Origin of the sequence: Dyella sp. OK004 (genome assembly GCF_900114495.1) — a bacterium.
Lineage (GTDB): Bacteria > Pseudomonadota > Gammaproteobacteria > Xanthomonadales > Rhodanobacteraceae > Dyella_D.
Genome location: NZ_FOZI01000006.1, coordinates 19,288 through 44,131, shown reverse-complemented (window position 1 = coordinate 44,131; position 24,844 = coordinate 19,288). Strand labels below are relative to the sequence as shown.

Below are 24,844 nucleotides of genomic sequence, written 5' to 3'. Positions count from 1 at the left end.
GCGCTGCCGATCCGGATGCCTGAGTCTGTCCGCCAGAGACCCTGTCGCACCCGCTTGCTGACGCCCTCCGTCCTGCTTTCGCGCAATGATACGGAGGAGTTCCAGATGGCTCGCTTCCACTATCGCCTCACCGCGTCTCGGCTCGGTCTGGCCCTCACCATGCTGGCTAGCATCGTGGCCAGCGCGTTCGCCACCACTGCCGCGAATGCGCAATCCGGATTCGGCAACATCCTCATCTCGGACCAATTCAACAACCGCGTGATCGAGGTCAATCGTTACACCCACCAAGTGGTCTGGCATTTCGGCAACGGCTCGGACCTGCCCGGCCCACACAGCATCGTCGGCGTGAACGACGCCGAGCGCATCGGTCCGTTCACCCTGATGGCCGGCACCGGTACGCCACCCGGTTTGCCGGGTTGCAGCGACACTGTGAATGGCTGCCCGGACAACCGCGTCATCATCACGGACCCCTCGGGCCGGATCATCTGGCAATACGGCCAGGCCGGCGTGGCGGGCTCCGGCCCCAACCAGCTCAACACACCGGTGCATTCACTCTTCGTCAGCAATTTCCCCGGCCACCCCGGCCCGCACGTACTGATCACCGACCAGGGCAATCAGCGCATCATCCTGGTCAATCTGCGACATCAGATCGTCTGGCAATACGGCACTACCGGGGTGATCGGCAACGGCGCTAACCAGCTCAGCAATCCCAACAGTGCCGAGCTGCTGGAGAACAACCATGTGCTCATCGCCGATGAAAACAACAATCGCGTGATCGAGGTCACCACCGGTCTGAACCTCGTCAAGACGTTCACCGATCAGGGCACAGTAAGTGGAGCCGCATTCGCCAGCCGCCTTTCCAATGGCGACACCCTGATTACCGACTCCAACAACAACCGCATCGTGGAAGTGAACGGCAACGATCAGACGGTCTGGCAGTACTTCACCAACACCGACCCCGCGAGCAATCCAGCGCCACTACCCACACGCGCCGTGCGTCTGCGCAATGGACATACGCTGATCAGTGATCAGTTCAACGATCGCGTCATCGAGATCAACAAGGCAGGGAACATCGTGTTTCAGCAAGGTGCGCTCAATGTCGCGGGCAGTGGTTTCAACCAATTGAATGGCCCGTACGACGCCAAGGTCATCGGCGACTTCACCGGACAGACACCACCATTCGATTTCTGACACCTACACATTCCAAACCCATCGCCATCCATCCCTCAGCAGCCCCGGCCATAAAGCCGGGGCTGCCTGCTTTGCATGGCGTACCAAGGCGCTATCATCACCGGCGCCCATCACGCCGGAGGCCGCCATGGCCAGCGACAGCATCAAGCTCGCCGTTCTGATCGATGCCGACAACGCCCAGCCGTCGATTGCCGACGGTCTGCTCGCCGAAGTCGCGAAGTACGGTACGGCGCATGTGAAACGTGCGTACGGCGACTGGACCAGCAACCACCTCAAGGGCTGGAAGGAACAATTGCTCACGCAATCTATCCAGCCGATTCAACAGTTCGGCTACACCAGCGGCAAGAACGCCACCGACTCGGCCATGATCATCGATGCCATGGACCTGCTGTATTCGGGGCGCTTCGACGGTTTCTGCATCGTATCCAGCGACAGCGACTTCACCCGCCTGGCCGCGCGTATCCGCGAATCGGGCTTGATTGTGTACGGCTTCGGCGAACGCAAGACGCCCGATCCGTTCGTCGCGGCCTGCGACAAGTTCATCTACACCGAGATCCTGGTTGCCAAGCCGGATGAAGAGCAGCCGCTGAAGCCTCGGACGGCGGCGCAACTGAAACAGGACAGCGGCCTGGTCAACCTGTTGCGCAATGCGGTGGACGCCGCCTCCGACGACGATGGCTGGGCTGGACTCGGCGGTGTCGGCTCGATCATCACCAAACAGCGTCCCAACTTCGACGCACGCAGCTACGGTTACGGCAAGCTCAGCGAATTGATCTCCGCCACCACGCTGTTCGAGATGGATCGCCGCAGCCCCGGCGAAGGCCGGCCCAAAGTGATCTACGTGCGTAACAAGTCGAAGAAACCGGAGCCTCGTGAGTAAGCCGGAACATCTCGCCGATGTGCTGCGGCGGGCCCTGAGTAATAGACCCGACGGGCCGCTGTGCGTTGCCTTCAGCGGTGGACCCGATTCGACAGCCTTGCTGCATGCCCTTGCCCAACTGCGGGAAGCGCGCGTGCGCGAATTGCGCGCGATCCATATCGATCATGGCCTGCATGCGGACAGCGCTCATTGGGCCGAACAGGCGCGGCGCTTCTGCTCGGTACTGGAAGTGGATTGCGCGGTATTGCGCGTGCAGGTACATACCGGCAGCGGCGAAGGCCTGGAGGCTGCGGCACGACAGGCACGCTACGCGGCCCTGGCTAATGCGCTGCGGGCTGGCGAGTGGCTGCTACTCGGCCATCATCGCGATGACCAGGCCGAAACGGTGTTGCTTAAACTTTTGCGCGGCGCAGGTCCCGAGGGCCTGGGTGGTATGCGCGAGACACGCCAGCTTGGTGCGGGACAACTCTGGCGACCGCTGCTTGCGACACCGCGCGCGGTGCTGCGCAGCTATGTCGAGCAGCACCACTTGCCGGTGATCGACGATCCGTCCAATGCCGATAGCCGGCTTTCCCGCAACTATCTTCGCAACGACATCCTGCCGCGCCTGACCCAGCACTGGCCGCATGCGACGGATTCGATTCTGCATAGCGCCGCGCATTGCCGCGCCGCTGCCGACGCGTTGCGCACGCAGTGGCTGACCGAGCTCGAACGCCTGCGCGATCCTGCCACCGGCAGCCTGGATGCCACCACATGGCTGGCGCTGCCCAGCGCCATGCGCGACCCGCTGCTCGATCACTGGCTGCATGCGCGTGGCCTCAGCGCACCCACGGTGACCCAGCGCCGCGAGGTCGAACGGCAGTTGCGTGAGGCACGCGCCGAACGTCTGCCCTGCATCCACTGGCCGGGGACCGACCTGCATCTCTGGAAGGGGCGCCTGTGGGCGCGTGCGCCGCGCCCACCCGCTCCTGAAGCCTGGCAGATGCCATGGCATGGAGAACTTCTGCCGCTGCCTGGCGGCGGCAGCCTGGCCTGGTCCGGGCCACCGCTTGCCGCGCCGTTCACCATTCGCCTGCGTCGTGGTGGCGAGCGCCTGCGGCCGGCCGGCGACCGCCATACCCGCGAGCTGCGCGATCTGTTTCAGCAGGCTGTCATGCCGCCCTGGCAGCGCGAAGCCTGCCCACTGATCTACGTCGGCGAAACGCTGGTCGCGGTGGCGGATCGATGGCGCAGCGAACAAGGAGACGCCCTGTTCCGCGAGGCTGGCGGCGAACCATGCTGGCGGCCAGCTGACTGAACCCGATTAAAACCCGGAGCATTCAGCAAGAATTCTCAACATGCGGCCTAGCGTCAGTGTCGTCATCACGGGAGGCCCATGTCATGTCACACAAGACGCTCCTGAGCACTACGTTGCTGGTCCTTGGCGTTGCCTGCGCCGCCCCCGTCTGGGCCGGCGGCCCGCCGCCGTGGGCGCCGGCGCACGGCTGGCGCGCCAAGCATCACTACACCTACTACCCGGAGGGCGAGGTCTATTACGCCCCTGATACCCGCATGTGGTTCTGGCTGGATGGCGGCAGCTGGCGCAGTGGTATCAGCCTGCCGATCGATTTCCAGGGCTATGTCCGCACAGGCGGTATCAGCATCGACCTGGACGACGAGCGCCCCTACGTCGAGCATACCTATGTGGTCGAACACTACGGTGGCCGGCCGGCGCATTACCGCGATCGTGACGACCGCGATCGCGATCATGGATGGGATCGTGACCGCGGGCACGACCGGGATCGCGGCGACGACCGTGACCATGACCGCGGGCATGATCGCGACCGGCACGATAACGATCATTGAGACCCAAATAACACCCGCGCGGATTGATTCCGCGCGGGTGCTGAGTTAGTTTTGCGGGCCATGGCCAAGCCCGCTCCCGCACCTGCCGAACCCGCTCCCGCCGCCGATTTCGAACACTCGCTGGACGAACTCGAACAGTTGGTGGCACGCATGGAGGGCGGCGACCTGAGCCTCGACGAATCTCTTGCTTCGTTCGAGCGCGGCATCGGCCTCTACCGTCACTGCCAGCAGGCCCTGGAACAGGCCGAACTGCGCGTCAGGCTGCTGCTGGATCCCGAAGTCCCCGACAGCGCAGAACCGTTTGAACCCGAACTTTGAACTGAGCCCTGCTCTCCAGGCGCTGATCGCACGCGCCGAACAAGCCCTGTCGCAAGCCCTCCCTGCCGAAGACCGCTCCCCCACCGAACTGCATCGCGCCATGCGCTATGCCGTACTGGGCGGCGGCAAGCGCTTGCGTCCGTTGCTGGTCTACGCGGCCGGCCACGCCCTTGGCGAAGACAGTGAGCGCCTTGATGCGCCGGCCTGCGCCGTTGAACTGATCCATGCCTATTCGCTGGTGCACGACGACCTGCCGGCGATGGACGACGACGACCTGCGACGCGGCCGGCCGACTTGCCACATTGTGTTTGGCGAGGCCATGGCGATCCTGGCCGGTGATGCGCTGCAGGCACTGGCTTTCGAGCTGCTCGCGCACGATGCGCACGCGCGCCACAGCACCGAGATGCTGCGCGTGCTCGGCCACGCCTGCGGTGCCGAAGGCATGGCCGGCGGGCAAGCGCTGGACCTGGCCGCCGTCGGCCGTAAGCTCAGCCTGGTCGAACTCGAACATATGCACGCCTGCAAGACCGGCGCATTGATCCGCGCCTCGGTGCGCATGGGCGCCCTGGTCGCCGGCGCGGATGTCGCCACGCTCACCGCGCTGGATCGCTATGCCCATGCGGTCGGCCTGGCCTTCCAGGTGCAGGACGACATCCTGGACGTGGAAGGCGAATCCGCTGTGATCGGCAAGACCGCTGGTAAAGATGCGGCGGCCGACAAACCGACCTTCCCTTCCATCATCGGCCTAGACGCCTCCCGCGCTCGTCTGGCCGAACTCACTGCCACCGCGCTCGATGCCATCGCGCCGCTCGGCGCACGCGGCGTCCTGCTGGAAGAACTGGCCCGTTATGCGGCCCGGCGTCATCACTGACCGCTACGCATAAAAAAAGAGGCAGCCAACCGGCTGCCTCTTTTTGTCATGGCAAGACGCTGCGCTTATTTGATCAGCCGCAGGCAGAACGGGTAACGATACCGCTCTCCTTCGTTGGATTTGATCGTCGCCATGATGACCAGCACCAGCCAGGCGATGCCGATCACGATCCCGGCGGGAATGGTCAGGATGACGCCGATGCCCAGCGTCAGCAGAGTGATCAACAACAGCACCACGCTAATGATGGCCATGGTGATGTTGAAATTCAGCGCTTCCTTGGCCTGATCATCCACAAACGGCATGGTCTCTTTCTTCAGCAGCCAGATGACCAGCGGCCCAATAAAAACGCCCACGCCAAACCAGTGGCCGGTCAATAGGCAACCCAGCAAGGCAGAAAGATGCGCCAGCATCGCCCATTGCCGCTGCTCAGGGCTCGGCATATCCGCAGGCGGCGGGGTGGGTTCGCTGGACGAAGGCGGTACGGACTCGGGTGGAACGCTCATGCGTCTCTCCTGAACGTGCAAGGCGCCGGCCACGCGCCGGTGGCGTCGATGCTAGCAAGGGCTGCGGGCATTTGCCGAGTGAGCTGACGACCTAGGGGAGCAGGAAAACGCCCCTCCTCGGCTATTACTCGCCGGCAATGGTCATCCGGTCAACCAGGATCGAACCGGTCAGAAGATGCGAGCGCGGGTCCACGTCCGTGCCCACCGCCTGGATACCGGCGTACATGTCGCGCAGATTGGCAGCGATGGTGATTTCCTCCACCGGGTAGGCGATCTGGCCGTTCTCCACCCAGAAACCCGCCGCACCGCGCGAGTAGTCGCCAGTGATGGTATTCACACCCTGCCCCATCACTTCGGTCACCAGCAGGCCAGTGCCAAGGCGGCGCAGCATGCCAGCGAAATCGTCGCGTCCCTGGTCGGCGGCACCCGCTTCAACGATGAGGTTATGGATACCGCCAGCATTGCCAGTGGACTGGAGACCCAGCTTGCGCGCGGAATAGCTGCCCAGCACGTAGCGCGCCAGTACGCCGTCTTCGATAAGCGCGCTATCACGCGTCGCCACGCCTTCCGCATCGAAGGCACCGGAGCCCTGTCCCCGCTGCAATAGCGGCCGCTCCACGATCTGCATCCACGCCGGCATCACCGCCTTGCCGGCGTGATCCAGCAGGAAGCTGGCGCGTCGATACAAGGCACCGCCGCTGACCGCGCCGATCAGGTGACCGATCAAACCGCGCGCAATCTCCGGCGCGAACAGCACGGGACTCTGCCGCGTGGTCAGCTGCCGCGCGCCCATGCGCGCCAGCGTGCGTTGCGCCACCTTGTCGCCCAGGGTCTTGGCGCTGATGAAATCGTCCGCGCTGCGCACACTGTCGTACCAGTAGTCGCGCTGCATGCCGTCGTCGTCACCGGCGATCAGCGACAGCGACAGCGAATGGCGTGTACCGCGCTCGCGCCCGACAAAGCCGTGCGAGTTGGCGTACACCGACAGCCCCTCGCCCATCTGCACGCTGGCGCCGTCGGAATTGCTGATGCCGGCGTGGGCGCGACCGGCGTCCTCGATCTGCTGCCCCAGCGCGATGGCCTGTGCGGTATCGATGGCCCACGGATGCCACAGGTCGAGATCGGGAAAAACCGTCGCCATACGCGAAGCATCGGCGAGCCCTGCTGCCGGGTCTTCCTCGGTGAAGCGGGCGATGGCGCAGGCCTGATCCAGCGTGGCCTGCAGCGAATCCGGATTCAGGTCGGCCGTGCTGGCCGAGCCTTTGCGCTGGCCGAAATACACAGTGAGGCCGAAACCCCGGTCGCGGGTGTGCTCTACCGTTTCCACCTCGCCCAGGCGCACATTCACGCTCAGCCCGGTATCGATGCTGGCCGCCACTTCGGCCTGGCTGGCACCGGCGGCGCGAGCCCGGCGGATCACGTCTTCGGCCAGGTTGGCCAGGCGGTCCAGATCCTGCTGGGTACGATCGGAGGAAAGGGGAGTTACGCTCACGTGGGCTTCCTGAAGGCTGGCAGGTAGAATACGCGGTCCGAACCGCGCAACTCCTCGAAATGGGGGCGCCGCGGCCCAATGCAAAGCGTCCGCGGCGGAGATCGCATCATGTTGCCGGAGACCGGCTTCTACCGTCACTACAAGGGACAGCGCTATCGCGTGCTGGGCACCGCCCGTCACAGCGAGACGCTGGAACCGCTGGTGGTCTACCAGGCACTGTACGGCGAGCATGGCCTGTGGGTCCGCCCTGCCGCCATGTTCTGCGAAACGGTGGAAGTGGACGGCCAAACCGTTCCCCGTTTTGCGCTGGAACGTGCTGAACCCGGTTTTGCTACCGGCCCGGAAGCAGCTCGCTGAGCACGACGAACGACCTGAAGGGATATCCCTCGTGAACCGCACTTACACCGACAACCCAGAACACGATTACGGCCCGACGCGCACCCAGCAGCGACGCGACGCGCTGGCCGTGCTCGAACTCGCCAACCAGCTGGTGGAGTTGCCGGCAAGCCGCCTGGCCAAGCTGGACCTGCCCGATGACGTGCGTCGTGAAATCGACAACACGCGCAAGATCACCGCGCACATCGCGCGCAAGCGCCAGCTCGGTTTTCTCGCCAAGGTGATGCGTCGTCACGAGAACGAAGTCTTCGACGGCGTGCGCGCCGCGCTGGGCGAGAATCGCGAACGCCAGCGCCAGGAAACGGCGGCGATGCATCGCCTCGAAGCGACACGCGATCGCCTGCTCGCTGACAACGACGACAACACGCTTTCCGAACTGATCGCCAAGCATCCGCAGATCGACCGCCAACACCTGCGTTCACTGATCCGCCAGGCACGCACCGAAAAAGAGGCGAACAAGCCGCCGCGTGCGTATCGGGAAATTTTTCAGCTGCTGAAAGACCTGACTGTCAGCGAGGAATAAGCCTAGCTTGCTGTAGGAGCGCACCCTGTGCGCGATCCGACGTATCGATGACGTGATCGCGCACAGGGTGCGCTCCTACCTATATAGGGCTTAGGAAGCGGTGCCGCCTACCGTCATGCCGTCCACTTTCAGCGTCGGCTGACCCACGCCCACCGGCACGCTCTGCCCGTCCTTGCCGCACACGCCGACGCCTTCGTCCAGCGCAAGGTCGTTGCCGATCATCGACACGCGCGTGAGCACATCCGGTCCCGAGCCAATTAACGTAGCGCCCTTCACCGGTCGAGTGACTTTGCCGTCCTCGATCAGGTAAGCCTCGCTGGCGGAGAACACGAACTTGCCGTTGGTGATGTCGACCTGGCCGCCGCCGAAGTTCACTGCGTACAGGCCGCGCTTCACCGAACGGATGATCTCCTGCGGATCGTGCTGGCCGGCCAGCATGTAGGTGTTGGTCATACGCGGCATCGGCAATTGCGCGAAGGATTCGCGGCGTCCGTTGCCGGTGGGCGCCATACCCATCAGGCGCGCATTGAGCTTGTCCTGCATGTAGCCCTTGAGGATGCCGTCCTGGATCAGCGTGGTGCACTCGGTCGGCGTGCCTTCGTCGTCGATGCTGAGCGAACCGCGGCGGCCTTGCAGGGTGCCGTCATCCACCACGGTGACACCTGGAGCGCCTACACGCTGACCGATGCGGCCCGCGAAGGCGGAGCTACCCTTGCGGTTGAAGTCGCCTTCCAGACCGTGGCCGATGGCTTCGTGCAGCAGCACGCCAGGCCAGCCGGGGCCAAGCACCACGGTCATGCTGCCGGCCGGTGCATCCACAGCGTCGAGATTGACCAGCGCCTGGCGCACCGCCTCGTCAGCGAACGCCATGGCGCGGCCGTTCTCCAGCAATTCGCGATAGCCGTAACGACCGCCGCCGCCGGAGTGGCCCTGCTCACGGCGACCGTTCTGCTCGACGATCACCTGCACGTTCAGGCGCACCAGCGGGCGCACGTCAGCCGCCAGCGTGCCGTCGGAGGCGGCGATCAGCACGGTATCCATGGTGGCCGCCAGACTGACGATCACCTGCTTCACGCGCGGGTCGCGCGAACGCGCATAGGCGTCCACTTCGCGCAGCAAGGCTATCTTGTCCGGGTTGGGCAGGCTTTCCACCGGATCGATGGCCGGATACAGCTGCCTGGCACCATGCAGCGCCAGCGGCTTACCGGCGCCGTTGCCACCTTGCGCGATGGCACGCGCGGCCCTGGAGGCGTCCAGCAGCTGCGGCAGCACGATCTCGTCGGAATAGGCAAAGCCGGTCTTCTCGCCAGAGATGGCGCGCACGCCCACGCCCTGTTCGATCGAATGGCTGCCGTCCTTCACGATGCCCTCTTCCAGCACCCACGACTCGCTGCGCGAATGCTGGAAATACAGGTCGGCGGCGTCGATGGACGGCCCCATCAGCTGCGTGAAAACCCGGTCGAGGTCGGTGGAAGCCAGGCCACCCGGTGCCAGCAAGCGGCGCTCGGCCTGTGCGATCAGGGAATCCATGTGGTCATCGCCATGTGAACAAGGAACAGACTTTAGCAAGTGGGGCCGACTCCATCCCGTTTAAAGCTGCCAACCACCCGCCGCCCCGCTACCATTCGCCATCCCCGGCACGACCGGGTCCATGGCGTGAAGGACCACCGAATGAGCGATTTCTCCAAGCGCGAGCTGGCCCACAAAGTCATCGATCGCACCCTGAAGGCACCCGTCGAAGAAACTCGCGAACTGCTGCACCGCGACGGTGAACTGAAGCCTGGGCTGGGCAAGGTGAGCAGTGTGATCGCGCTGTCGCTCGGCTTCCTGAGCCTGCTCGGTGTGCTGGCCTTCCATTTCCCGCAGTACCTCACCACGCCGGACCTGCGCCACAAGTATTCGGTAGACGTGCTGCGCCAGCTGTTGCTGCTCGCGCTGCTGATCGCCGGCGGTATCTCGCTGGGCAACCTGATTCTCGGCCGCATGCGCAACATCAATCTGGTGGCGTTCGCGATGGTGATCGTCGCTACTGTGCTGGGCGGTTCCCGCGTGCCGGTGGGCAACTTTCCGGAGCACACGCCGTATATCGGCCTGGACTGGTTCATTCTCGACCTGCTCGGCTCCACCCTGATCTTTGTGGTGATCGAAAAACTGTTCCCGCTGTACAAGGGGCAGTCGCTGTTTCGCAAAGAGTGGCAGACCGATCTCAAGCATTTCACGGTGAATCACTTCATCGTCGGCCTGGCGCTGCTGGTGGTGAACTTCCTGCTGCACCATCTGTTCGGCTGGCTGGTGCGCAGCGATTTCCAGCAGGCCGTGCAGCATCTGCCCTTCATACCGCAGCTGCTGTTGTGCGTCCTGGTCGCCGACCTCGCGCAGTACTGGACCCATCGCGCGTATCACGAGGTGCCCTTCCTGTGGCGCTTCCACGCCGTGCACCACAGCGTGAAAACCATGGACTGGCTGGCCGGCTCGCGTCAGCACATGCTGGAGCTGATCGCGACCCGCGTTTGCGTGCTCGCGCCGCTGTACATTCTTGGCTTCAGCGAAGCGGTGATGAATGCATACATCATCGTGGTTGGCTTCCAGGCGGTGTTCAATCACGCCAACGTGCATTTGCCGTGGGGTCCGCTGAAGTATCTGGTGGTGACGCCGGACTTCCATCACTGGCATCACGCCTCCGATGACGAAGCCATCGACAAGAACTACGCCGCGCACTACGCGTTCCTCGACTACGTGTTCGGTACCGCGGTGAAGTCGACCAAGAAATTCCCGGAGAAGTACGGCGTGGTCGGCGACTACATGCCGGACGGTTTCGTCCGGCAGCAACTGTTTCCGTTCCGCGGCAGCACCAAGCCGACAGAATAAGCTGGCTTATCGGCCGCCACTGGTGGCGGGGGCCGGCACAACCGGCGGCCCCTGCATCGGCACGGCGAGTGCCGCCGGCACTTCGGAGGATCCCGTCTTCTCGATCACCGGCTTGTCCCACGGCCCGGTGATCCGGTAGTGCATCACCGCGACGCGGTTCAAGCCGCGCCCCAACAACCCTTGCGCGACGAAACCCGCCGCAGCACCAATCGGGCCGCCCACGACCGCCCCGACGATCGGCAGGCTGTTGCCCACGTGCGGCACCACGACCACCTGCTGGTCATAGTCCTTGGTGCGCAGGCCGGTGCGGCCCTTGATGCTGATCTCGGCGGCGGGACCGCGAATTTCCAGGTTCTGCGTGGTGGCATTGCTGCCCGCCAGCGTGAAGTCGCCGGCGATCGAATCAAAAGCGAAGCCCTTGCTGAACACGTCGCCGAAATCGAGTGTGAGCCGGCGCGGCATCTCGACCACCGAAACCAAGCCGAACAAGCGGCCCACACCGGGAGCCACTTCCGGAATGCTGCCGCTGGTCACCTGCACGGTGAGCTTGCCTTCCATATTCGCCAGCTCCATCGCGGACGGCGCACCGGGCCAGGTGGCATCGAGCAGCGTGTGTGTCTTGCCACCGTTGAACAATCCCGCGAAACCAAACGCGCCCAACATCTCGCCGAGATTCTCCGCGGCGAAATCGATGCGCAGATGCGTATGACTGTTGGTCGCCGTACCGTCCCAATCGCCGGAGGCATTGATCTGCACGCTGCGCGACAACGCGCGCAACTGGTCGATATGCATGCCGCGATCGGTGGGCCAGGTTTCCAGGCGTGCCTCGCCGAGCTTCGATTCACCGAATCGCAAATCGCCAACCCATAGGTGGAACGGCGGCAGCGCCGACGGTGTCACGCCGGTATTGGCAGGATTCCCCACCGGCACGTTCACGCCAGGCTTGTTGTCGGGCGTGGTGCTCTTGGGCCAATGCAGCCGCTCCAGACGCGCCGTAACGCCACGCTTGTTCAAGTCAGCCGAGGGCACGGTGAAACGGCCGGCAATATCCGCGCTGTCCACGTCCACATTCAGCTCATCTGCCTGCGGTGTGGCCTGGATGCGCATGGAAGGAAAAGTGTGGCCGAACACTTCCGCCTGATCGACATTGACGTCAATACTTTCAAGGCCTGGGCCACTACTGCCGCTAGTGGCCACCGTGCGTTGTACCCATCCCGTTACGTCGAGCTTCGATGCGCGACCACGGATGCGGATGCCCTTGTCGGGCACCGTGTCGGGCATACGTGTGCCGAAGTTGAACGTCGCCCCGAGTGGATGACTATCGCCATCGGAAAGGCGAAAGCGCTGACGCACGATCTGGCCCAGTGATATCTGCAGATCGCTGCCATGCACCGGCAAGCTCATGCTCAGATGCAAGGGAAGACTCGCCTCCGCCGGCTTCTTCATCGGCGTCGGCGCATCCAGAGTCATGCCTGCCAGGGTCGAGTCGAGCGTCAGTATCTGCGAGGTATTCGCCACGGTCTCCGGGCGCACGATGTCGAAGCCGACGGTGAAATCGCTGCGTCCGGTTGCGATTTCTTTCAGCCAGTCCAGCTCCGAAAAGCCCTGCACCAGCTCGGCCACGCCATAACGGCCAGTGAGGCGCGCGGAGAACATCGTGTCCGGCCGGCCCGTGGCACCCGCGATGGCCATATCCAGTTTGGACGGCTGCCCGCGAAAACCGGTATCGAGCGGACCGGCATGAAAGCCATGCCCGTCAAACGTGGCCGGACCGTTGATTTTGTCCAGCTTGAGGTTCCAGTCGGGTGCGTTGAGATCGGCGTCCTTAAGCTGGGCGGTGCCGGCCAGGGTGAAGTCCTTGGCGTCCTTCACCGGCAGCACCAGATGGAAATCGAAATTGCCCGTGCCACCCAGGCTCAGCTTGGCCAGCGCGTCGGCCTGATGAATGCCGATTGGACTGCGGCGCACGAAATCCATCAGGCTGGCACCGGTGCCTGAGCCACGGACATTGAGATCGAGTGTGCTGTTGGCGAAATCAGGGATCAGCGCCACCGCCCGTTCTGTTTTGACGCCCAGCGACTGCCCCCCGCTCGCTTCCACCAACATGCCGTTATTGACGAAGTTGGCGACTGCTGAAACGCCTTCGGCGCGCGGCCAATCCTTGCCGTATTCCAGGGTGAGATCACTGATCTCGGTGCGCGCCTCGAAGCGGCCTTCGTTATGCAGGAAAGGCCAGTCCGCCAGATCACCGTGCACCACCACCGAACCATTGTCGATCTTGCCCACTATCAGGGCACGATCCAGCCAGTCGATCGCTGCCGGCGACATGGAATCGATCGGCCAGAACAGCTTGGCCGCCTCCACATCCGCGTGACTCAGCGCGGCATAGATATCGAGGAAGGGACGCCCGCCCGCATCGTGCAGCGCGATCTCGCCACGCACCTGGCCGCCGTAGCCCACTCCCTGGAAGTCCAGCGGCGCGATGCCGATATGCCAGTCGCCATCCGCATGCCAGAACGCGAACGTGCCGCCCAATTGCGACATCACGAACGGCTTGCGGAAGGTATGCGGAAAATTCAGCACCGTTGCCTGAGTAGGCAGCTCGAGCGAGAGCGCTTGTGCGTCGCCGCGCAATTCGCCATCCAGCCGCTCGATACCGGGCAGCTTGCCGGCCGCATCGATACCGACACTGTTGAAGCCCGCATCAATGAATTCGATGCCCTGAGCCCGCGTCCAGCGCAGGGCCGCATGGCTCAGCTTGCCGCGTGGCTTGCCTGCACCGACCCATTGCGCCAGCCCCGGCGAAAGCTCCGGCTTGAGCGCCAGCCATGGCAGCAGCGGCCCCAGTTGCAGATCGCGCGCGGCGACATCGACCCGCGCCTGTTCGCCATCCAGCTGATGCAGATCGGCGGCGAGAGCGCTCCCATCATCCGTCGCCCAGCGCAACTGGAAGCCATCCTGTCCTTTGCGCAGCTCCGCCAGCGTATGCAGCGAGGACACGTGCGCTTTGTTGCCCTCCGGGCTCACCAGCACCACGTCACTCAGATCGAACCGAGTCAGGCTACGCACCACCTTCGCGTCGCGCCAGTCCAGCCAGCTGGCGAAGGTGCCGTGCCCGCTTTCGGCCGTATAGCCGCCCATATCGACGCCGGCGGTCAAGGCAGGCAGATCGATGTTGCTGCCCCCCAACCACAGGCGCCCATCCGCGCCGTCCTCGCGGAAACTGCCCGCACCACGCAACTCGCCGGCTGTGCCTTCGCGCTGCAGGATGGCGCCGACGCGTATGCGTCCGCCCTGCTTGCTCATACGCAATTGCCTGGCGAGCAGCGCGTAATGTTTGTTGACGCGCGCGTCGGTGATATCCAGCCGCAGGTCACTCAGCCGCAGCTCCACCGACAGGCCCCGGAAGGAAGCACTCTGCCGGTCCTGACCACCGGCCATGCCGATGCCGTTGATGTGCCAGGTGCCATCGGCGTCGCGGCTGAGGTCCAGCTGGAGGCCACGCGCATGCAGATTGAGCAGATGACGTGACGGCAGAAGCCAGCCCCCAAGATCAAGCTTGAGCTCGGTCTCGGGAATATGCAGCGGACTGCCCGACTCGCCCGGACCGATGGTGACGTCGCGCATGATGAACAGCGGGCCGGAAGCCTCCCAACGCCCCTCCATCGAGGCGAACGACACCGGCCGGTGCAGCTGCTGGCTAAGCTGCGCGGCTACCCATTGCGGATGATTGGCCAGCGTCGGCAGCAACAGCTGGATCAGGCCAGCCAGCACCGCGAGGCTGATCACGGCCACGCCCGCGATCCAGCCCGCCGCGCGGGCAATAAAGTGCATGCGCTGGCGCCAAACCACGTTCACTGGCAGCTCTTGCCGCGCAGCGAATCACAAAAGAACGACATCGAACTGTTCCTGCGAATAATGCTCTTCGGCCTGAAAGCGTATGCTTTTGGAGATGAACTCTTCCAATTCCGCCACTGCAGTGGACTCTTCTTCCAGGATGCGCCCCACCACTTTCGGGCTGGCCATCACCAACAACTTCTCCGCATTGAACTGACGTACCGCACGGGTGATCTCGCGGAAGATTTCATAGGTCACCGTCTCCGCCGTCTTCACCGCGCCACGACCAGAGCAAGCCGGACAGGGTTCGCACAGCTGGCGTTCCAGGCTCTCGGTGGTGCGCTTGCGCGTCATCTCCACCAGCCCCAAGGCTGACATCGGGTACACCGTGGTCTTGGCGTGGTCGCGCAACAAGCCCTTCTCCAGCATGCGCAGCACCTGACGCTTGTGCTCCTCGTCGGTCATGTCGATGAAGTCGATGATGATGATGCCGCCGAGATTGCGCAGCCGCAGCTGTCGGGCTGCGGCCTGCGCCGCTTCCAGGTTGGTGCGATAAACGGTTTCCTCGAGATTGCGTGTACCGAGATAGCCACCGGTGTTGACGTCGATAGTGGTCATTGCCTCGGTCTGATCGACGATCAAGTAGCCGCCGGACTTGAGCGGCACCTCCTTTTTCAGCGCACGCTGGATTTCGTCCTCGACACCGTACAGATCGAAGATCGGCCGCTCGCCGGCATAGTGCTCGATGCGATCGTCCAGGCTGGGCATGAACTTGTGCACGAACTTGACGACCTTCTCGTAGGTCTCGCGCGAATCCACCCGCACCTTTTCGATGTCGTCGTTGAGCATGTCGCGCAGACTGCGAAGCGGCAACGAGAGTTCCTCGTACACGCGTTCGCCGACCTTGGACTTGGCGATGTTTTCCTGCACCACACGCCACACCTTGCCGAGATAGGTCACGTCGAAGGCCAGCGACTCCGCGGTTTGTTCCTCGGCGTTGGTGCGCACGATGTAGCCGAGTGGGTTCTCGCCGATCAGCGAGGTCATTACCTCTTTCAGACGCTGGCGCTCGGCTTCGTCCTCGATGCGCGCGGAAATGCCCATCGTGCGCGCGTGCGGCAGCAGCACCAGATAGCGTGAGGGAATCGACAGGTGCGTGGACAGACGCGCGCCTTTGGTGCCGATCGGGTCCTTCACCACCTGCACCACGATCTCCTGGCCCTCGTGCACCAGTTCGCTGATCGACGGCGTGTTGCCGTTGCCCGCCGGCACCACCTCGGCACCGTCCACTGACGCCGGCAGGGTCGGACGCACGATGTCCGAGGCGTGCAGGAACGCCGCGCGCTCCAGGCCGATCTCCACGAATACCGCCTGCATGCCCGGCATCACCCGCTGCACGCGGCCCTTGTACACATTGCCCACATAACCGCGGCGGGAGGCTCGCTCGACATGCACTTCCTGCAGCATGCCGTTTTCGACCACGCCGACGCGGGTTTCGCGCGGCGTTACATTGATCAGGATTTCTTCACTCACCGAACACTCCCCTTACGAAAAGTCTTTATAGCGGCTGCGGGCGCAGGCGTCGATGCGCCAGCACACACCCCCAAGCAACGACTCAGTCGGGTCCGCTAAGGCAACACTGAATAGGTATCGCCGTCGTCATGACACCTGGAAGGCCCGCAGGCGGTGCTGCGTGGCGCCGGGAAGACTGGCCGTCTTTTCAAGCCGCGCGGTACCGCCTGCGGGCCTTCCAGGTGTCACCCCATCAACTTGAAATCATGTGGGGCCCGCCCTGTCTGCTCGCAGGCCTTCGGTCCGCCGTCTCGACAGACAGCCAGTCTGCCTTCGCCGACGGCCCTGCGGCCAGCGAACAGACAGGGCGGGTGACGACGGCGATACCTATTCAGTGTTGCCTTATGCTCGGGACTTTGGATGTCACGGAGGTGCCATGAAGCTGCTACTGGTCGAAGACTCCGAACGTCTGCGCCAGACGCTCAGACACGGCCTGCAGGGCGCAGGTTTCACCGTGGACGCCGCGCAGGACGGCGTAGAAGCCAAAGGCTTTCTGAGCAGCTACGACTACGAACTGGTGGTGCTGGACCTGATGCTGCCGCGGCTCGACGGCATTGCTGTACTGCGCAGTCTGCCATCTGGCGGACGACGCCCCCGCGTGCTCGTGCTCTCCGCGCGCGACCAGGTGTCCGACCGCATCGAGGCGCTGAACGCCGGCGCCGACGACTATCTGGTCAAGCCGTTTGCGTTCGATGAACTGATAGCTCGCCTGCACGCGCTGTCACGCCGGCCACAGCAGGCGCAGCCGGTGGTGCTGACCCATGGCGCGCTGTCCTGGGACCCGCTTTCGCAAAGCGCGACCGTGGATGGTCATCCGCTGGGGCTCACCCCACGCGAATTTGCGGTACTCGGCCTGCTGTTGCGCCATCGCGGCCGCGCCTTCACCCGCCTGGAGATTCTGGAGCGCACCGCTGGCAGCGACACCGAGGTCTCCGACCGCAGCGTGGAAGTGCTGGTCTTCGGTCTGCGCCGCAAGCTCGATGCCGCCGGGCTACAAGGCATCATCGAAACCCGCCGCGGGGCCGGCTACCTGATCCCATGAAACCAGCCTCACTCTCCGCCCGCATCACCCTGCTGCTGCTGGTGACCAGCCTGGCTTTGCTGGGCGGCGGCGCGCTGGTGATGGACTGGCGCATCGACCGCGAGATGGAAGCCCGCTACCGGCAGACCCTGCTGACCCAGGCGCGCGCCGTGGCGGCGATGACCGAGCTGGAGCAGGACGTGGCGAGCACTGCCGACGGCATGCGTCTGCAAGCTGGCCTGTTCGGTGGAGAGGGACCGGTTTTTTATGAGCTGCGCTGCACGGGCCTGCCGCCTGTGCGCAGCGATCCTCCTCCGCCCGTGGCGCCGCCGGGCTGGCCCGTGGCCGCCGGGGTGGAACCGCAGTTCAGCCGCCTGAAATTCCATGGCAAGCGCATGGGCACGGTGATGTTCGCGTTCCATGCGGCTGGTGAGGCACATGAGAAGGGCGAAGCATCGAACCTATCTACCGGAAGCGGGGAAAGAGATTGCGTACTGTTCTTCCAGCAGGATCGGCGCCCGTTTGAGCAGATCGCACTGGCCCTCGACTGGATTCTGGCACTGGGCCCGATCCTCGCCCTGGGTATCGCCCTGGTCGCGGTGCCACTGATCGTGCGCCGCGGCCTGCGTCCGGTGCGCTTCCTGGTAGCCCGCATGGGCGATATCGGCCCCAATGCCCCGGGCGAACGCCTGGACCCCAGTGGCCTACGCGAGCTCGACCCGCTGATCCGCCGCTTCAACGGCGTGTTGGACCGGATGGACGAAGGCCTGGCCCGCGAGCGCCAGTTCGCCAGTGGCCTGGCCCACGAAACCCGCACGCGCCTGGCCGAACTGCGGGCCCTGGCGGAAGTCGAGGTCCGCTACCCCAGCGGCCGCAGCTTGCCGCAGCTGATGGGCGAGGTCGGCAACATCAGCGCTGAGCTGGAAGGGACCGTCACTGCCCTGCTGTTACTGACTCGCCTGCAGGGCGGCCTGGAGCGCCCGCACCCCCAACCGCTGGCCCTGGATCCCTGGCTGGAGAAAGCCGCACAGCGCTTTCGCTACAGCGCCAGTGAGCGACATGTCGCCCTGGAGCTGCATAGCGGAAGCAACACCGTTCTCGATACCGACCCCGCCTTGCTTGAGGTCGTGATCGGTAACCTGCTGGGCAATGCGTGTGCTTACGCTCCCGCAGGCGACACCGTGCATGTGGGTGTCGAAACTCACGCTGTCCACATCCATAACGCAGCGCCCAATCTTCACCCTGACGACATCTCCCGCCTGGGGCAGCGCTTCTGGCGCAAACAGACCGAGCACGCGGGACATGCGGGATTGGGCCTGGCATTGGCCTATGCCGCTGCCACCGCGCTAGGGATGAAACTCGAACACCGTCTCGATGAGGCGCGCCGACTGCATGCCCGGCTGACGTGGCCAACGAACGCGGAATGAGCTGATAGCCCGTGCCGGGCGGTGTCGAGGCGACACGTGAAATCACGCTGCGTCTTCACGCACACCGCGTGCCAGCCGCATCACCGGCAGATACTCCGGATACTCTCGCTGCACGAATCCGATCAGCCCTTCGCGAATCCGGCACCGCAAATCCCAGCCCTGTCCGGAGTCCGCCGAGCTGACCAGCGCGCGCAGTTGCATCGCGTGCTCGCCCGCCTCCACCACCTGCAATACGCAAACGCGCCCATCCCATTCCGGTGCTTCGCGGCATAGCCGCTCCAGTTCGGTACGTAGTGGCGCCAGCGGCAGCCGGTAATCCACCCAAAGGAACACGGTGCCGATCAGCCGTGCCGTACGCCGCGTCCAGTTCTCAAATGGGTTTTCGATGAAGTAATTCAGCGGCACCACCAGCCGGCGCTCGTCCCAGATGCGCACCACGACGTAGGTGCCGGTGATCTCTTCAATGCGGCCCCATTCGCCTTTGATGATCACCACGTCATCCAGCCGGATCGGCTGCGTCAGTGCGATTTGCAGACCCGCGATCAGATTGCTGAGCACCGGCTTGGCAGCGATGCCGATGGCCAATCCCGCCAGACCGGCCGAGGCCAGCAGACTGGCACCGAACTGGCGCACGCCGGGAATCGTCATCAACACCGCCGCCAGACCGGCGAGTACCACGATCACCATGCCGGTACGGCTGAGCACCCGAACTTGGGTGACGACACTACGGGCACGCAGATTGTCGGCGCCGTCGGTGGGATATAACCGAATGGCCAGATCCTCCAGCGCACCGATGCAACGCAACGCAAGCCAGGTGCATACGGCAATCAGCGCCACCAGCAAAAGATGATTGAAGCTCTCCAACCCGTGCAGAGATTCCAGATCCGGCACCGCCCGCAGCGCGACGGCTACGGTAAGCAACGGCAGCAGCCATTCCATCGGCGCATTCGCGCGACTGAGCATGCTGGCGATCACCGGATGGCCGCGCGCCAGCCGGCGCACCGCAACATAGGCGGTACTGCGGACGATAAAAGCGACCCCAAGGGCAACGGCGATAGTCAGCCCTAATCGGCCCCACAGGTGATCGCTCCAGAAACTGGCGAAATCGGTAAGCATGACCAGACATATCCACAACGCGGCCTACCCTGCCGCACACGATGTCCATGCCACGTGGTCATTGCATGAACTTCGCTTAAAGTAGGCCCATGCAACCTGTCCCGATCCTGCTGGCGTGGAGTGGTGGCAAGGACTGCCTGATGGCGCTGCAGCGTCTGCTGCACGATCCGCGCTGGCAGCCCGTGGGCCTGCTCACCACAGTCAATCGCACCTACCAGCGTGTCGCCATGCACGGCACGCGGCACGAGGTGCTGCTGGCGCAGGCCGATGCGCTCGGACTGCCCTTGCTTGAAGTGATGCTGGATTGGCCCGACGGCAACGAGGCCTATGAGGAAGCGCATGCCAAAGCTCTGGCGGAAGCACGCATGCGCTGGCCGGGTCTGCGTCATTGCGCGTTCGGCGATCTGTTTCTGGAGGATGTGCGCGATTACCGCGTGCGACAGCTGGGTCGTGAAGGCTGGCGAGCGGTATTCCCGTTATGGGGTGAAGACACATCGGTGCTGGCGCGACGATTCGTTGGCGAAGGACATCGCGCGGCGCTGTGCTGCGTGGACACCCAGCAGCTTGATGCCAGCTACTGCGGCCGTCCTTTCGACAACGCACTGCTCGATGGCTTGCCCACTGGCGTCGATCCATGCGGCGAACGCGGTGAGTTCCACACACTGTGTCATGCCAGCCCGCTGTTCCGGCAACCGCTCGCGCTGCGCCGCGGTGAATCGACCCTGCGCGATGGCCGCTTCCAATACACCGACTTTCTGCTGAGCCGCGATGCAGTCTGAATTACCGCATATTCTTCCCGACGTCCTGCAGCCCGGTCTTTCGCTGGTGTTTTGCGGCACTGCCGCCGGCAAGCGCTCCGCGGTCGAGCGTGCCTATTACGCGCATCCCGGCAACATGTTCTGGCGTGCACTGCATGCATCCGGGTTGACGCCGCGTTTGCTGGCACCCGCTGAATTCCCGATGCTCCTTCAATACGGCATCGGCCTCACCGATCTGGCCAAGCGGCACTCGGGCAATGATGACGAGCTGCCTCGCGATGCATTTGATGTACCGGCGCTTCGGACAAAACTCGAACGCTTCATGCCTGGCCTGATTGCTTTCACCAGCAAAACCGCGGCGCGCGCAGCCTTGGATTATGCAGCCGATTACGGCCTTCAGCCGGAGCCCATCGGCCAGACCCGTGTCTACGTGTTGCCGTCGCCATCAGGACAGGCTCGGGGGCATTGGGATCTGGCGCCATGGCAGGCGCTCGCCACCGATGTCATGTCAGGGCATCGAAACCGCAGCGCTTTATGATGACCCTTCTACCCGTCTCGCTACTGGAGTAAGGCCCATGCTCAAGGGAAGTTGTCATTGCGGCCAGATCACCTTCGAGGTGGAAGGCGCTCCGTCGCAAGTCATCGAATGCAATTGCTCGCATTGCAGCCGCAAGGGCTATCTGTTGTGGTTCGTGCCGCGCGGGCAGGTGCGGCTTCATGCGGATGAGAGTGCGCTAGCGACCTACCACTTCAACAAGCACGTCATCGATCATCACTTTTGCGCGCAGTGTGGATGCGCTACTCTCGGCTTCGGCACGGGTCCGGATGGTGCCGCCATGGCGGCGGTGAACGTGCGTTGCCTGGAAGACATCGACCTCGCCACGATCAAGCGCATTCCGTTCGACGGTCGCGCCCGCTGAATGGATCGCGTCAAGTGATCCGCCTGAGCGGATCGGCGCCGGCGCCGCTGGGCCGGCGTGCACTCAACCGCGCCACACTCGCTCGTCAGCTGCTGCTGCGCCGCGATGAACGGAGCGCATGGCAGGCCATCGAACATCTGGCCGGCTTGCAGGCGCAGGCACCCAATCCACCGTACATCGCCTTGTGGACACGATTGCAGGATTTTCGCTTCGAGACACTCACCCGGCATATGCGCGAGCGTGAGGTGGTGCGCTGTGCCGCGATGCGCTCGACCCTGCATTTGCTGTCCGCCGTGGACTTGCTCGCGTTTCGCCCGCTGCTGCAACCCGTGCATGTGCGAGGCGTGCAGGCCGCTTACGGACGCAAGCTGGCTGGAGTGGACCTTGCATCGTTGGCGCGTGCCGGCTGCGATCTACTCGATGAGCAAACGTTGACGGGCGCCGAGCTGGGCCGTCGATTAGCCGAACGTTGGTCGGACAGCGATCCTCAGGCCCTGGCGCAAGCCGTGCGCTGCCACGCGACCTTGATTCATGTTCCACCTGCGGGCACCTGGGATTCCCATCGCCCAGCAACGCTGGCGACAGCGGAACGCTGGTTGGGGTCACAGGCTATTGAAGCCGCTACGCCGGAGACGCTGATTCGTCGCTACCTGGCCGCATTCGGGCCGGCCAGCGCCAAGGATATCTCCGTATGGTCCGGCCTAACCGGCTTCGCCAGCGTCGTGAAACGCATGCCAGATCTGATCACTTTTTCGGACGAGGACGGTGTGGTGTTGTTCGATCTGCCCGACGCTCCGCGCCCCGGGCCTGACGAACCAGCGCCAGTGCGTTTGCTGCCCGAGTACGACAATCTCCTGCTCGCCCACGCCGATCGCAGGCGCGTGATCGCAGACGCATATCGCGCGAGGGTCTATACCAACAACGGCATCATCCGCGCTTGTGTGCTGATCGATGGCTTTGTCGCCGGCATCTGGAAACTGATTGCCACGGATGACGTTGCCCAGGTGCGCATCGAGCTCTTCGAGGGCGCCCGAAAACAAGATCGCCTCGACCTTGAGGCCGAGGCGATGTCCCTGCTCATGGCGGCCGCTCCATCTGCGCAGACGCACGCAGTGGTGTTCGGCACATGGTCTTCGTAAAGCGGCCCTATCGCTGCGTGCGTCCGGCGCGACGGTTCAATCGACCGGCGTCTGGCGATACTTGATGACATCGCGCTCTTGCACCAGCGCTGCCTTGTTGCCCCAGGCCTGGCGAATATAGGTGACCGCCGCGGCGACATCGCTGTCGCTCAGCTGCTGCGCGAACGGCGGCATCGAGTAAGGGCGAGGATTGCCCTTGGTCACTGGCGGAAAGCCACCGAGCAGCACTACACGAATGGCGTTGATACCGGTGGGCTCGTTGACGGAGGAATTGCCATTGAGCGGCGGATAGACACCGGCCACGCCATTGCCGTCCTTGCCGTGGCAGTCAGCGCAGCGCTCGCCGTAAATCTTCGCGCCCTGATTGACCATGCTGGTGGTGTCGAGCGGCGATTTCTCGAAGGCCACCTGCGGGCGGGCCGGCAGCGACTGCAGATACGTTGCGATGGCCTGCAGATCGTCATCGGTCATGTGCTGCGTGCTTTGCGCCACGACCTCGGCCATCGGGCCGAAGGCGGTGCCCTTGGCAGACTGGCCTGTCTTGAGCAGGTCGACAATATCCTGCCCGGCCCAGCCTTCCAGCCCGCCGTTGGCCTGCGTGCTCAGATCGGGCGCGTACCAGTTCTGCACCGGAATCTGCCCGCCGGACAGCGCCTGGTCGCCGCGCATCCCACCGAGCGAATCGCGTGCGATATGACACTCGTTACAGTGACCGAGGCCTTGCACGAGATAAGCGCCACGGTTCCATGCAGCCGACTTGGCCGGGTCCGCCTGATACTCGCCTTCCTTGAAGTACAACGCGCGCCACGCCTTCAGGCTGTTGCGGACGTTGTAGGGAAATTCCAGACCCAGCGGCTTGGACGTCTGATGCACCGGCGCCAGCGATTGCAGGTAAGCGAAAATCGCCAGCGCATCGTCGTGGCTGACTTTGGTGTACGAGGTGTAGGAGAACGCAGGATAAAGCAGCTCACCCTTGCGCCCGATGCCCGCATGCAATGCCTGCCAGAAGGCTTCGAAACTCCAATCGCCCAGCCCTGTCTCGCGATCCGGCGTGAGGTTGGGTGCGGGGATGTCGCCGAACGGCGTGCCTACTACGCGGCCGCCGGCAAAACGCGCACCGCCTTGCGCGGTGTGGCAGGCCGCACAATCGCCCACGGTGGTGAGGTACTGGCCCTTGGCGATCAGCACAGGATCTTTCAGCGAGGCGGCATCGATTTTGCTCGCCTCGCGCGACACCGGCGGCGTTCCGCTGTTGCGCAGGAACAACCAGGCGCCCAACGCGATACCAAGCAGCACCACGACGATCACGACACGACGCAGCGTCTTCATGCGCCATCTCCCGTAGCGCCGAGTACACCGCAATGCAGTGGCGGCGTAATGGTGCCGGCGGGCTGTGCGTGCATGTCCGACGGCAACTCACGCCCCGCCAGCCACGCAGACACCGCACTGATGTCCGATGCGCTGAGGCGATTCGCGATCTCCGCCATGCAGTCCGGTGCCACCGTGGCGCGCGTCTTGGTGCGCCAAGAGCCGAGCTGCGAACTGAGATAGTCGTACGGCAGACCGACCAGCCCGGGAACGTTCGGCTGTACGCCCGTCAGCTCAGTGCCGTGGCAGGCGATGCAGGCTGGGACCTCGCGCGACGGATCGCCCTTGGTGGCCAGCTCCTCGCCGCGCTTGAGCGCTTCCGGCGAAACGCGCGGCAGGGGCGAGCGTGCGTACGGCACTTCCTGTGCGGCAAAGTAGTCAGCGATCTCGTGCATGTATTCCGGACTCAGATGACGCACGGTGTATTCCATCGGGCCGTATTTGCGCAGGCCGTCCTGGAAGTCCTTCAACTGACGCGCCAGATAGCCAGCCGGCTTGCCGGCCAAGCGCGGAAAGAAACCGCTTTCTGGAGTGCCCTCGCCGTGCACACCATGGCAACCCGTGCAGGAGGCGATGCGTTGCTGGAGGGTGTTAGGCACCTTCGGCGCGCCGGTTTCCTGGGCGCGTGCCGCGCTGCCAGCTGTGATCAGAGCGAACAACAGGACGGCGGAAAACACACGCCTGGCCTGGCACAGCTTGGCTATCGTATCCATGCCGCGATTATAGGCGCGCCCCTGCGTCACGCCGGCGTGGAAGCGGCTAAGCTGCGGCTTCGCGACATCATGCCGCACGCCTTCGG

General features: G+C 64.1%; 23 protein-coding genes. 15 read left to right on the top strand and 8 right to left on the bottom strand.

Annotated elements, in window-relative coordinates; genetic code table 11:
• Positions 1 to 105 precede the first annotated feature (105 nt).
• The 6 genes from BM338_RS20260 to BM338_RS20235 all read left to right on the top strand — a co-directional run bounded on the left by BM338_RS20260 (position 106) and on the right by BM338_RS20235 (position 5,105).
• A complete protein-coding gene (locus BM338_RS20260) occupies positions 106 to 1,191 on the top strand; it encodes an NHL repeat-containing protein (protein WP_090454318.1) in 1,086 nt (361 codons plus the stop codon).
• 127 nt (positions 1,192 to 1,318) lie between these two features.
• Positions 1,319 to 2,071: an NYN domain-containing protein gene (locus BM338_RS20255; protein ID WP_090454315.1), complete on the top strand. Its 753-nt coding sequence runs from the start codon at positions 1,319 to 1,321 to the stop codon at positions 2,069 to 2,071.
• Positions 2,064 to 3,368, top strand: coding sequence for a tRNA lysidine(34) synthetase TilS (tilS, locus tag BM338_RS20250; protein ID WP_255367398.1), 1,305 nt, complete (start codon positions 2,064 to 2,066; stop codon positions 3,366 to 3,368). The genes BM338_RS20255 and tilS overlap by 8 nt, the downstream gene beginning before the upstream one ends.
• A gap of 83 nt (positions 3,369 to 3,451) precedes the next feature.
• The gene (locus tag BM338_RS20245) at positions 3,452 to 3,916 is read left to right on the top strand and encodes a hypothetical protein (protein WP_090454313.1); all 465 of its coding nucleotides are present in this window, start codon (positions 3,452 to 3,454) and stop codon (positions 3,914 to 3,916) included.
• 60 nt (positions 3,917 to 3,976) lie between these two features.
• Positions 3,977 to 4,234 (top strand): exodeoxyribonuclease VII small subunit, encoded by a 258-nt coding sequence (locus tag BM338_RS20240; protein ID WP_090454311.1) that lies wholly within the window; start codon positions 3,977 to 3,979, stop codon positions 4,232 to 4,234.
• Positions 4,218 to 5,105: a polyprenyl synthetase family protein gene (locus BM338_RS20235; protein WP_090454309.1), complete on the top strand. Its 888-nt coding sequence runs from the start codon at positions 4,218 to 4,220 to the stop codon at positions 5,103 to 5,105. The genes BM338_RS20240 and BM338_RS20235 overlap by 17 nt, the downstream gene beginning before the upstream one ends.
• Before the next feature lie 65 nt (positions 5,106 to 5,170).
• Here BM338_RS20235 and BM338_RS20230 read toward each other — a convergent pair whose 3' ends face one another.
• On the bottom strand, positions 5,171 to 5,608 hold the full coding sequence (locus tag BM338_RS20230; RefSeq protein ID WP_090454307.1) for a DUF4870 domain-containing protein: 438 nt from the start codon (positions 5,606 to 5,608) through the stop codon (positions 5,171 to 5,173).
• Positions 5,609 to 5,732: 124 nt separating this feature from the next.
• On the bottom strand, positions 5,733 to 7,100 hold the full coding sequence (gene pmbA, locus BM338_RS20225) for a metalloprotease PmbA (protein WP_090454305.1): 1,368 nt from the start codon (positions 7,098 to 7,100) through the stop codon (positions 5,733 to 5,735).
• A gap of 108 nt (positions 7,101 to 7,208) precedes the next feature.
• On the opposite strand from pmbA, the gene BM338_RS20220 reads away from it, so the two are divergent.
• Positions 7,209 to 7,457 carry a DUF1653 domain-containing protein gene (locus tag BM338_RS20220; RefSeq protein WP_090454525.1) on the top strand — a complete coding sequence of 83 codons (249 nt, stop codon included), beginning with the start codon at positions 7,209 to 7,211 and terminating at the stop codon, positions 7,455 to 7,457.
• A gap of 31 nt (positions 7,458 to 7,488) precedes the next feature.
• On the top strand, positions 7,489 to 8,019 hold the full coding sequence (gene yjgA / locus BM338_RS20215; protein WP_177229425.1) for a ribosome biogenesis factor YjgA: 531 nt from the start codon (positions 7,489 to 7,491) through the stop codon (positions 8,017 to 8,019).
• A gap of 90 nt (positions 8,020 to 8,109) precedes the next feature.
• Here yjgA and tldD read toward each other — a convergent pair whose 3' ends face one another.
• The gene (tldD, locus tag BM338_RS20210) at positions 8,110 to 9,549 is read right to left on the bottom strand and encodes a metalloprotease TldD (protein WP_090454299.1); all 1,440 of its coding nucleotides are present in this window, start codon (positions 9,547 to 9,549) and stop codon (positions 8,110 to 8,112) included.
• A gap of 141 nt (positions 9,550 to 9,690) precedes the next feature.
• Here tldD and BM338_RS20205 point away from each other — a divergent pair, with 141 nt between their 5' ends.
• Complete coding sequence (locus BM338_RS20205; protein ID WP_090454297.1) at positions 9,691 to 10,887, top strand: sterol desaturase family protein; 1,197 nt, start codon at positions 9,691 to 9,693, stop codon at positions 10,885 to 10,887.
• A 6-nt stretch (positions 10,888 to 10,893) separates the two neighbouring features.
• On the opposite strand, the gene BM338_RS20200 is transcribed toward BM338_RS20205, so the two are convergent.
• Together BM338_RS20200 and rng are read right to left on the bottom strand one after the other, a co-directional pair.
• Entirely contained in the window at positions 10,894 to 14,745 is a 3,852-nt protein-coding gene (locus BM338_RS20200; RefSeq protein WP_255367397.1) for a YhdP family protein, read from the bottom strand.
• 24 nt (positions 14,746 to 14,769) lie between these two features.
• Positions 14,770 to 16,257, bottom strand: a complete 1,488-nt coding sequence (gene rng / locus BM338_RS20195; RefSeq protein WP_090454295.1) for a ribonuclease G — start codon at positions 16,255 to 16,257, stop codon at positions 14,770 to 14,772.
• A gap of 415 nt (positions 16,258 to 16,672) precedes the next feature.
• On the opposite strand from rng, the gene BM338_RS20190 reads away from it, so the two are divergent.
• Together BM338_RS20190 and BM338_RS20185 are read left to right on the top strand one after the other, a co-directional pair.
• The gene (locus BM338_RS20190; protein ID WP_090454293.1) at positions 16,673 to 17,338 is read left to right on the top strand and encodes a response regulator transcription factor; all 666 of its coding nucleotides are present in this window, start codon (positions 16,673 to 16,675) and stop codon (positions 17,336 to 17,338) included.
• Positions 17,335 to 18,744, top strand: coding sequence for a sensor histidine kinase (locus BM338_RS20185; RefSeq protein ID WP_090454291.1), 1,410 nt, complete (start codon positions 17,335 to 17,337; stop codon positions 18,742 to 18,744). Before BM338_RS20190 ends, BM338_RS20185 begins: the two co-directional genes overlap by 4 nt.
• A gap of 42 nt (positions 18,745 to 18,786) precedes the next feature.
• On the opposite strand, the gene BM338_RS20180 is transcribed toward BM338_RS20185, so the two are convergent.
• Entirely contained in the window at positions 18,787 to 19,860 is a 1,074-nt protein-coding gene (locus tag BM338_RS20180) for a mechanosensitive ion channel family protein (protein ID WP_090454289.1), read from the bottom strand.
• Between the two features lie 89 nt (positions 19,861 to 19,949).
• On the opposite strand from BM338_RS20180, the gene BM338_RS20175 reads away from it, so the two are divergent.
• The 4 genes from BM338_RS20175 to BM338_RS20160 are packed head-to-tail and all read left to right on the top strand — an operon-like array spanning position 19,950 to position 22,677.
• Entirely contained in the window at positions 19,950 to 20,639 is a 690-nt protein-coding gene (locus tag BM338_RS20175; RefSeq protein WP_090454287.1) for a Dph6-related ATP pyrophosphatase, read from the top strand.
• Complete coding sequence (locus tag BM338_RS20170) at positions 20,629 to 21,156, top strand: mismatch-specific DNA-glycosylase (RefSeq protein ID WP_090454284.1); 528 nt, start codon at positions 20,629 to 20,631, stop codon at positions 21,154 to 21,156. Before BM338_RS20175 ends, BM338_RS20170 begins: the two co-directional genes overlap by 11 nt.
• 37 nt (positions 21,157 to 21,193) lie before the next feature.
• Positions 21,194 to 21,538 carry a GFA family protein gene (locus tag BM338_RS20165; protein ID WP_090454282.1) on the top strand — a complete coding sequence of 115 codons (345 nt, stop codon included), beginning with the start codon at positions 21,194 to 21,196 and terminating at the stop codon, positions 21,536 to 21,538.
• 14 nt (positions 21,539 to 21,552) lie between these two features.
• Positions 21,553 to 22,677, top strand: a complete 1,125-nt coding sequence (locus tag BM338_RS20160; RefSeq protein WP_218156405.1) for a winged helix DNA-binding domain-containing protein — start codon at positions 21,553 to 21,555, stop codon at positions 22,675 to 22,677.
• 36 nt (positions 22,678 to 22,713) lie between these two features.
• On the opposite strand, the gene BM338_RS20155 is transcribed toward BM338_RS20160, so the two are convergent.
• Together BM338_RS20155 and BM338_RS20150 are read right to left on the bottom strand one after the other, a co-directional pair.
• Positions 22,714 to 24,006: a cytochrome c gene (locus BM338_RS20155; protein WP_090454280.1), complete on the bottom strand. Its 1,293-nt coding sequence runs from the start codon at positions 24,004 to 24,006 to the stop codon at positions 22,714 to 22,716.
• A complete protein-coding gene (locus BM338_RS20150; RefSeq protein ID WP_090454519.1) occupies positions 24,003 to 24,758 on the bottom strand; it encodes a c-type cytochrome in 756 nt (251 codons plus the stop codon). The genes BM338_RS20155 and BM338_RS20150 overlap by 4 nt, the downstream gene beginning before the upstream one ends.
• Positions 24,759 to 24,844: the final 86 nt, after the last annotated feature.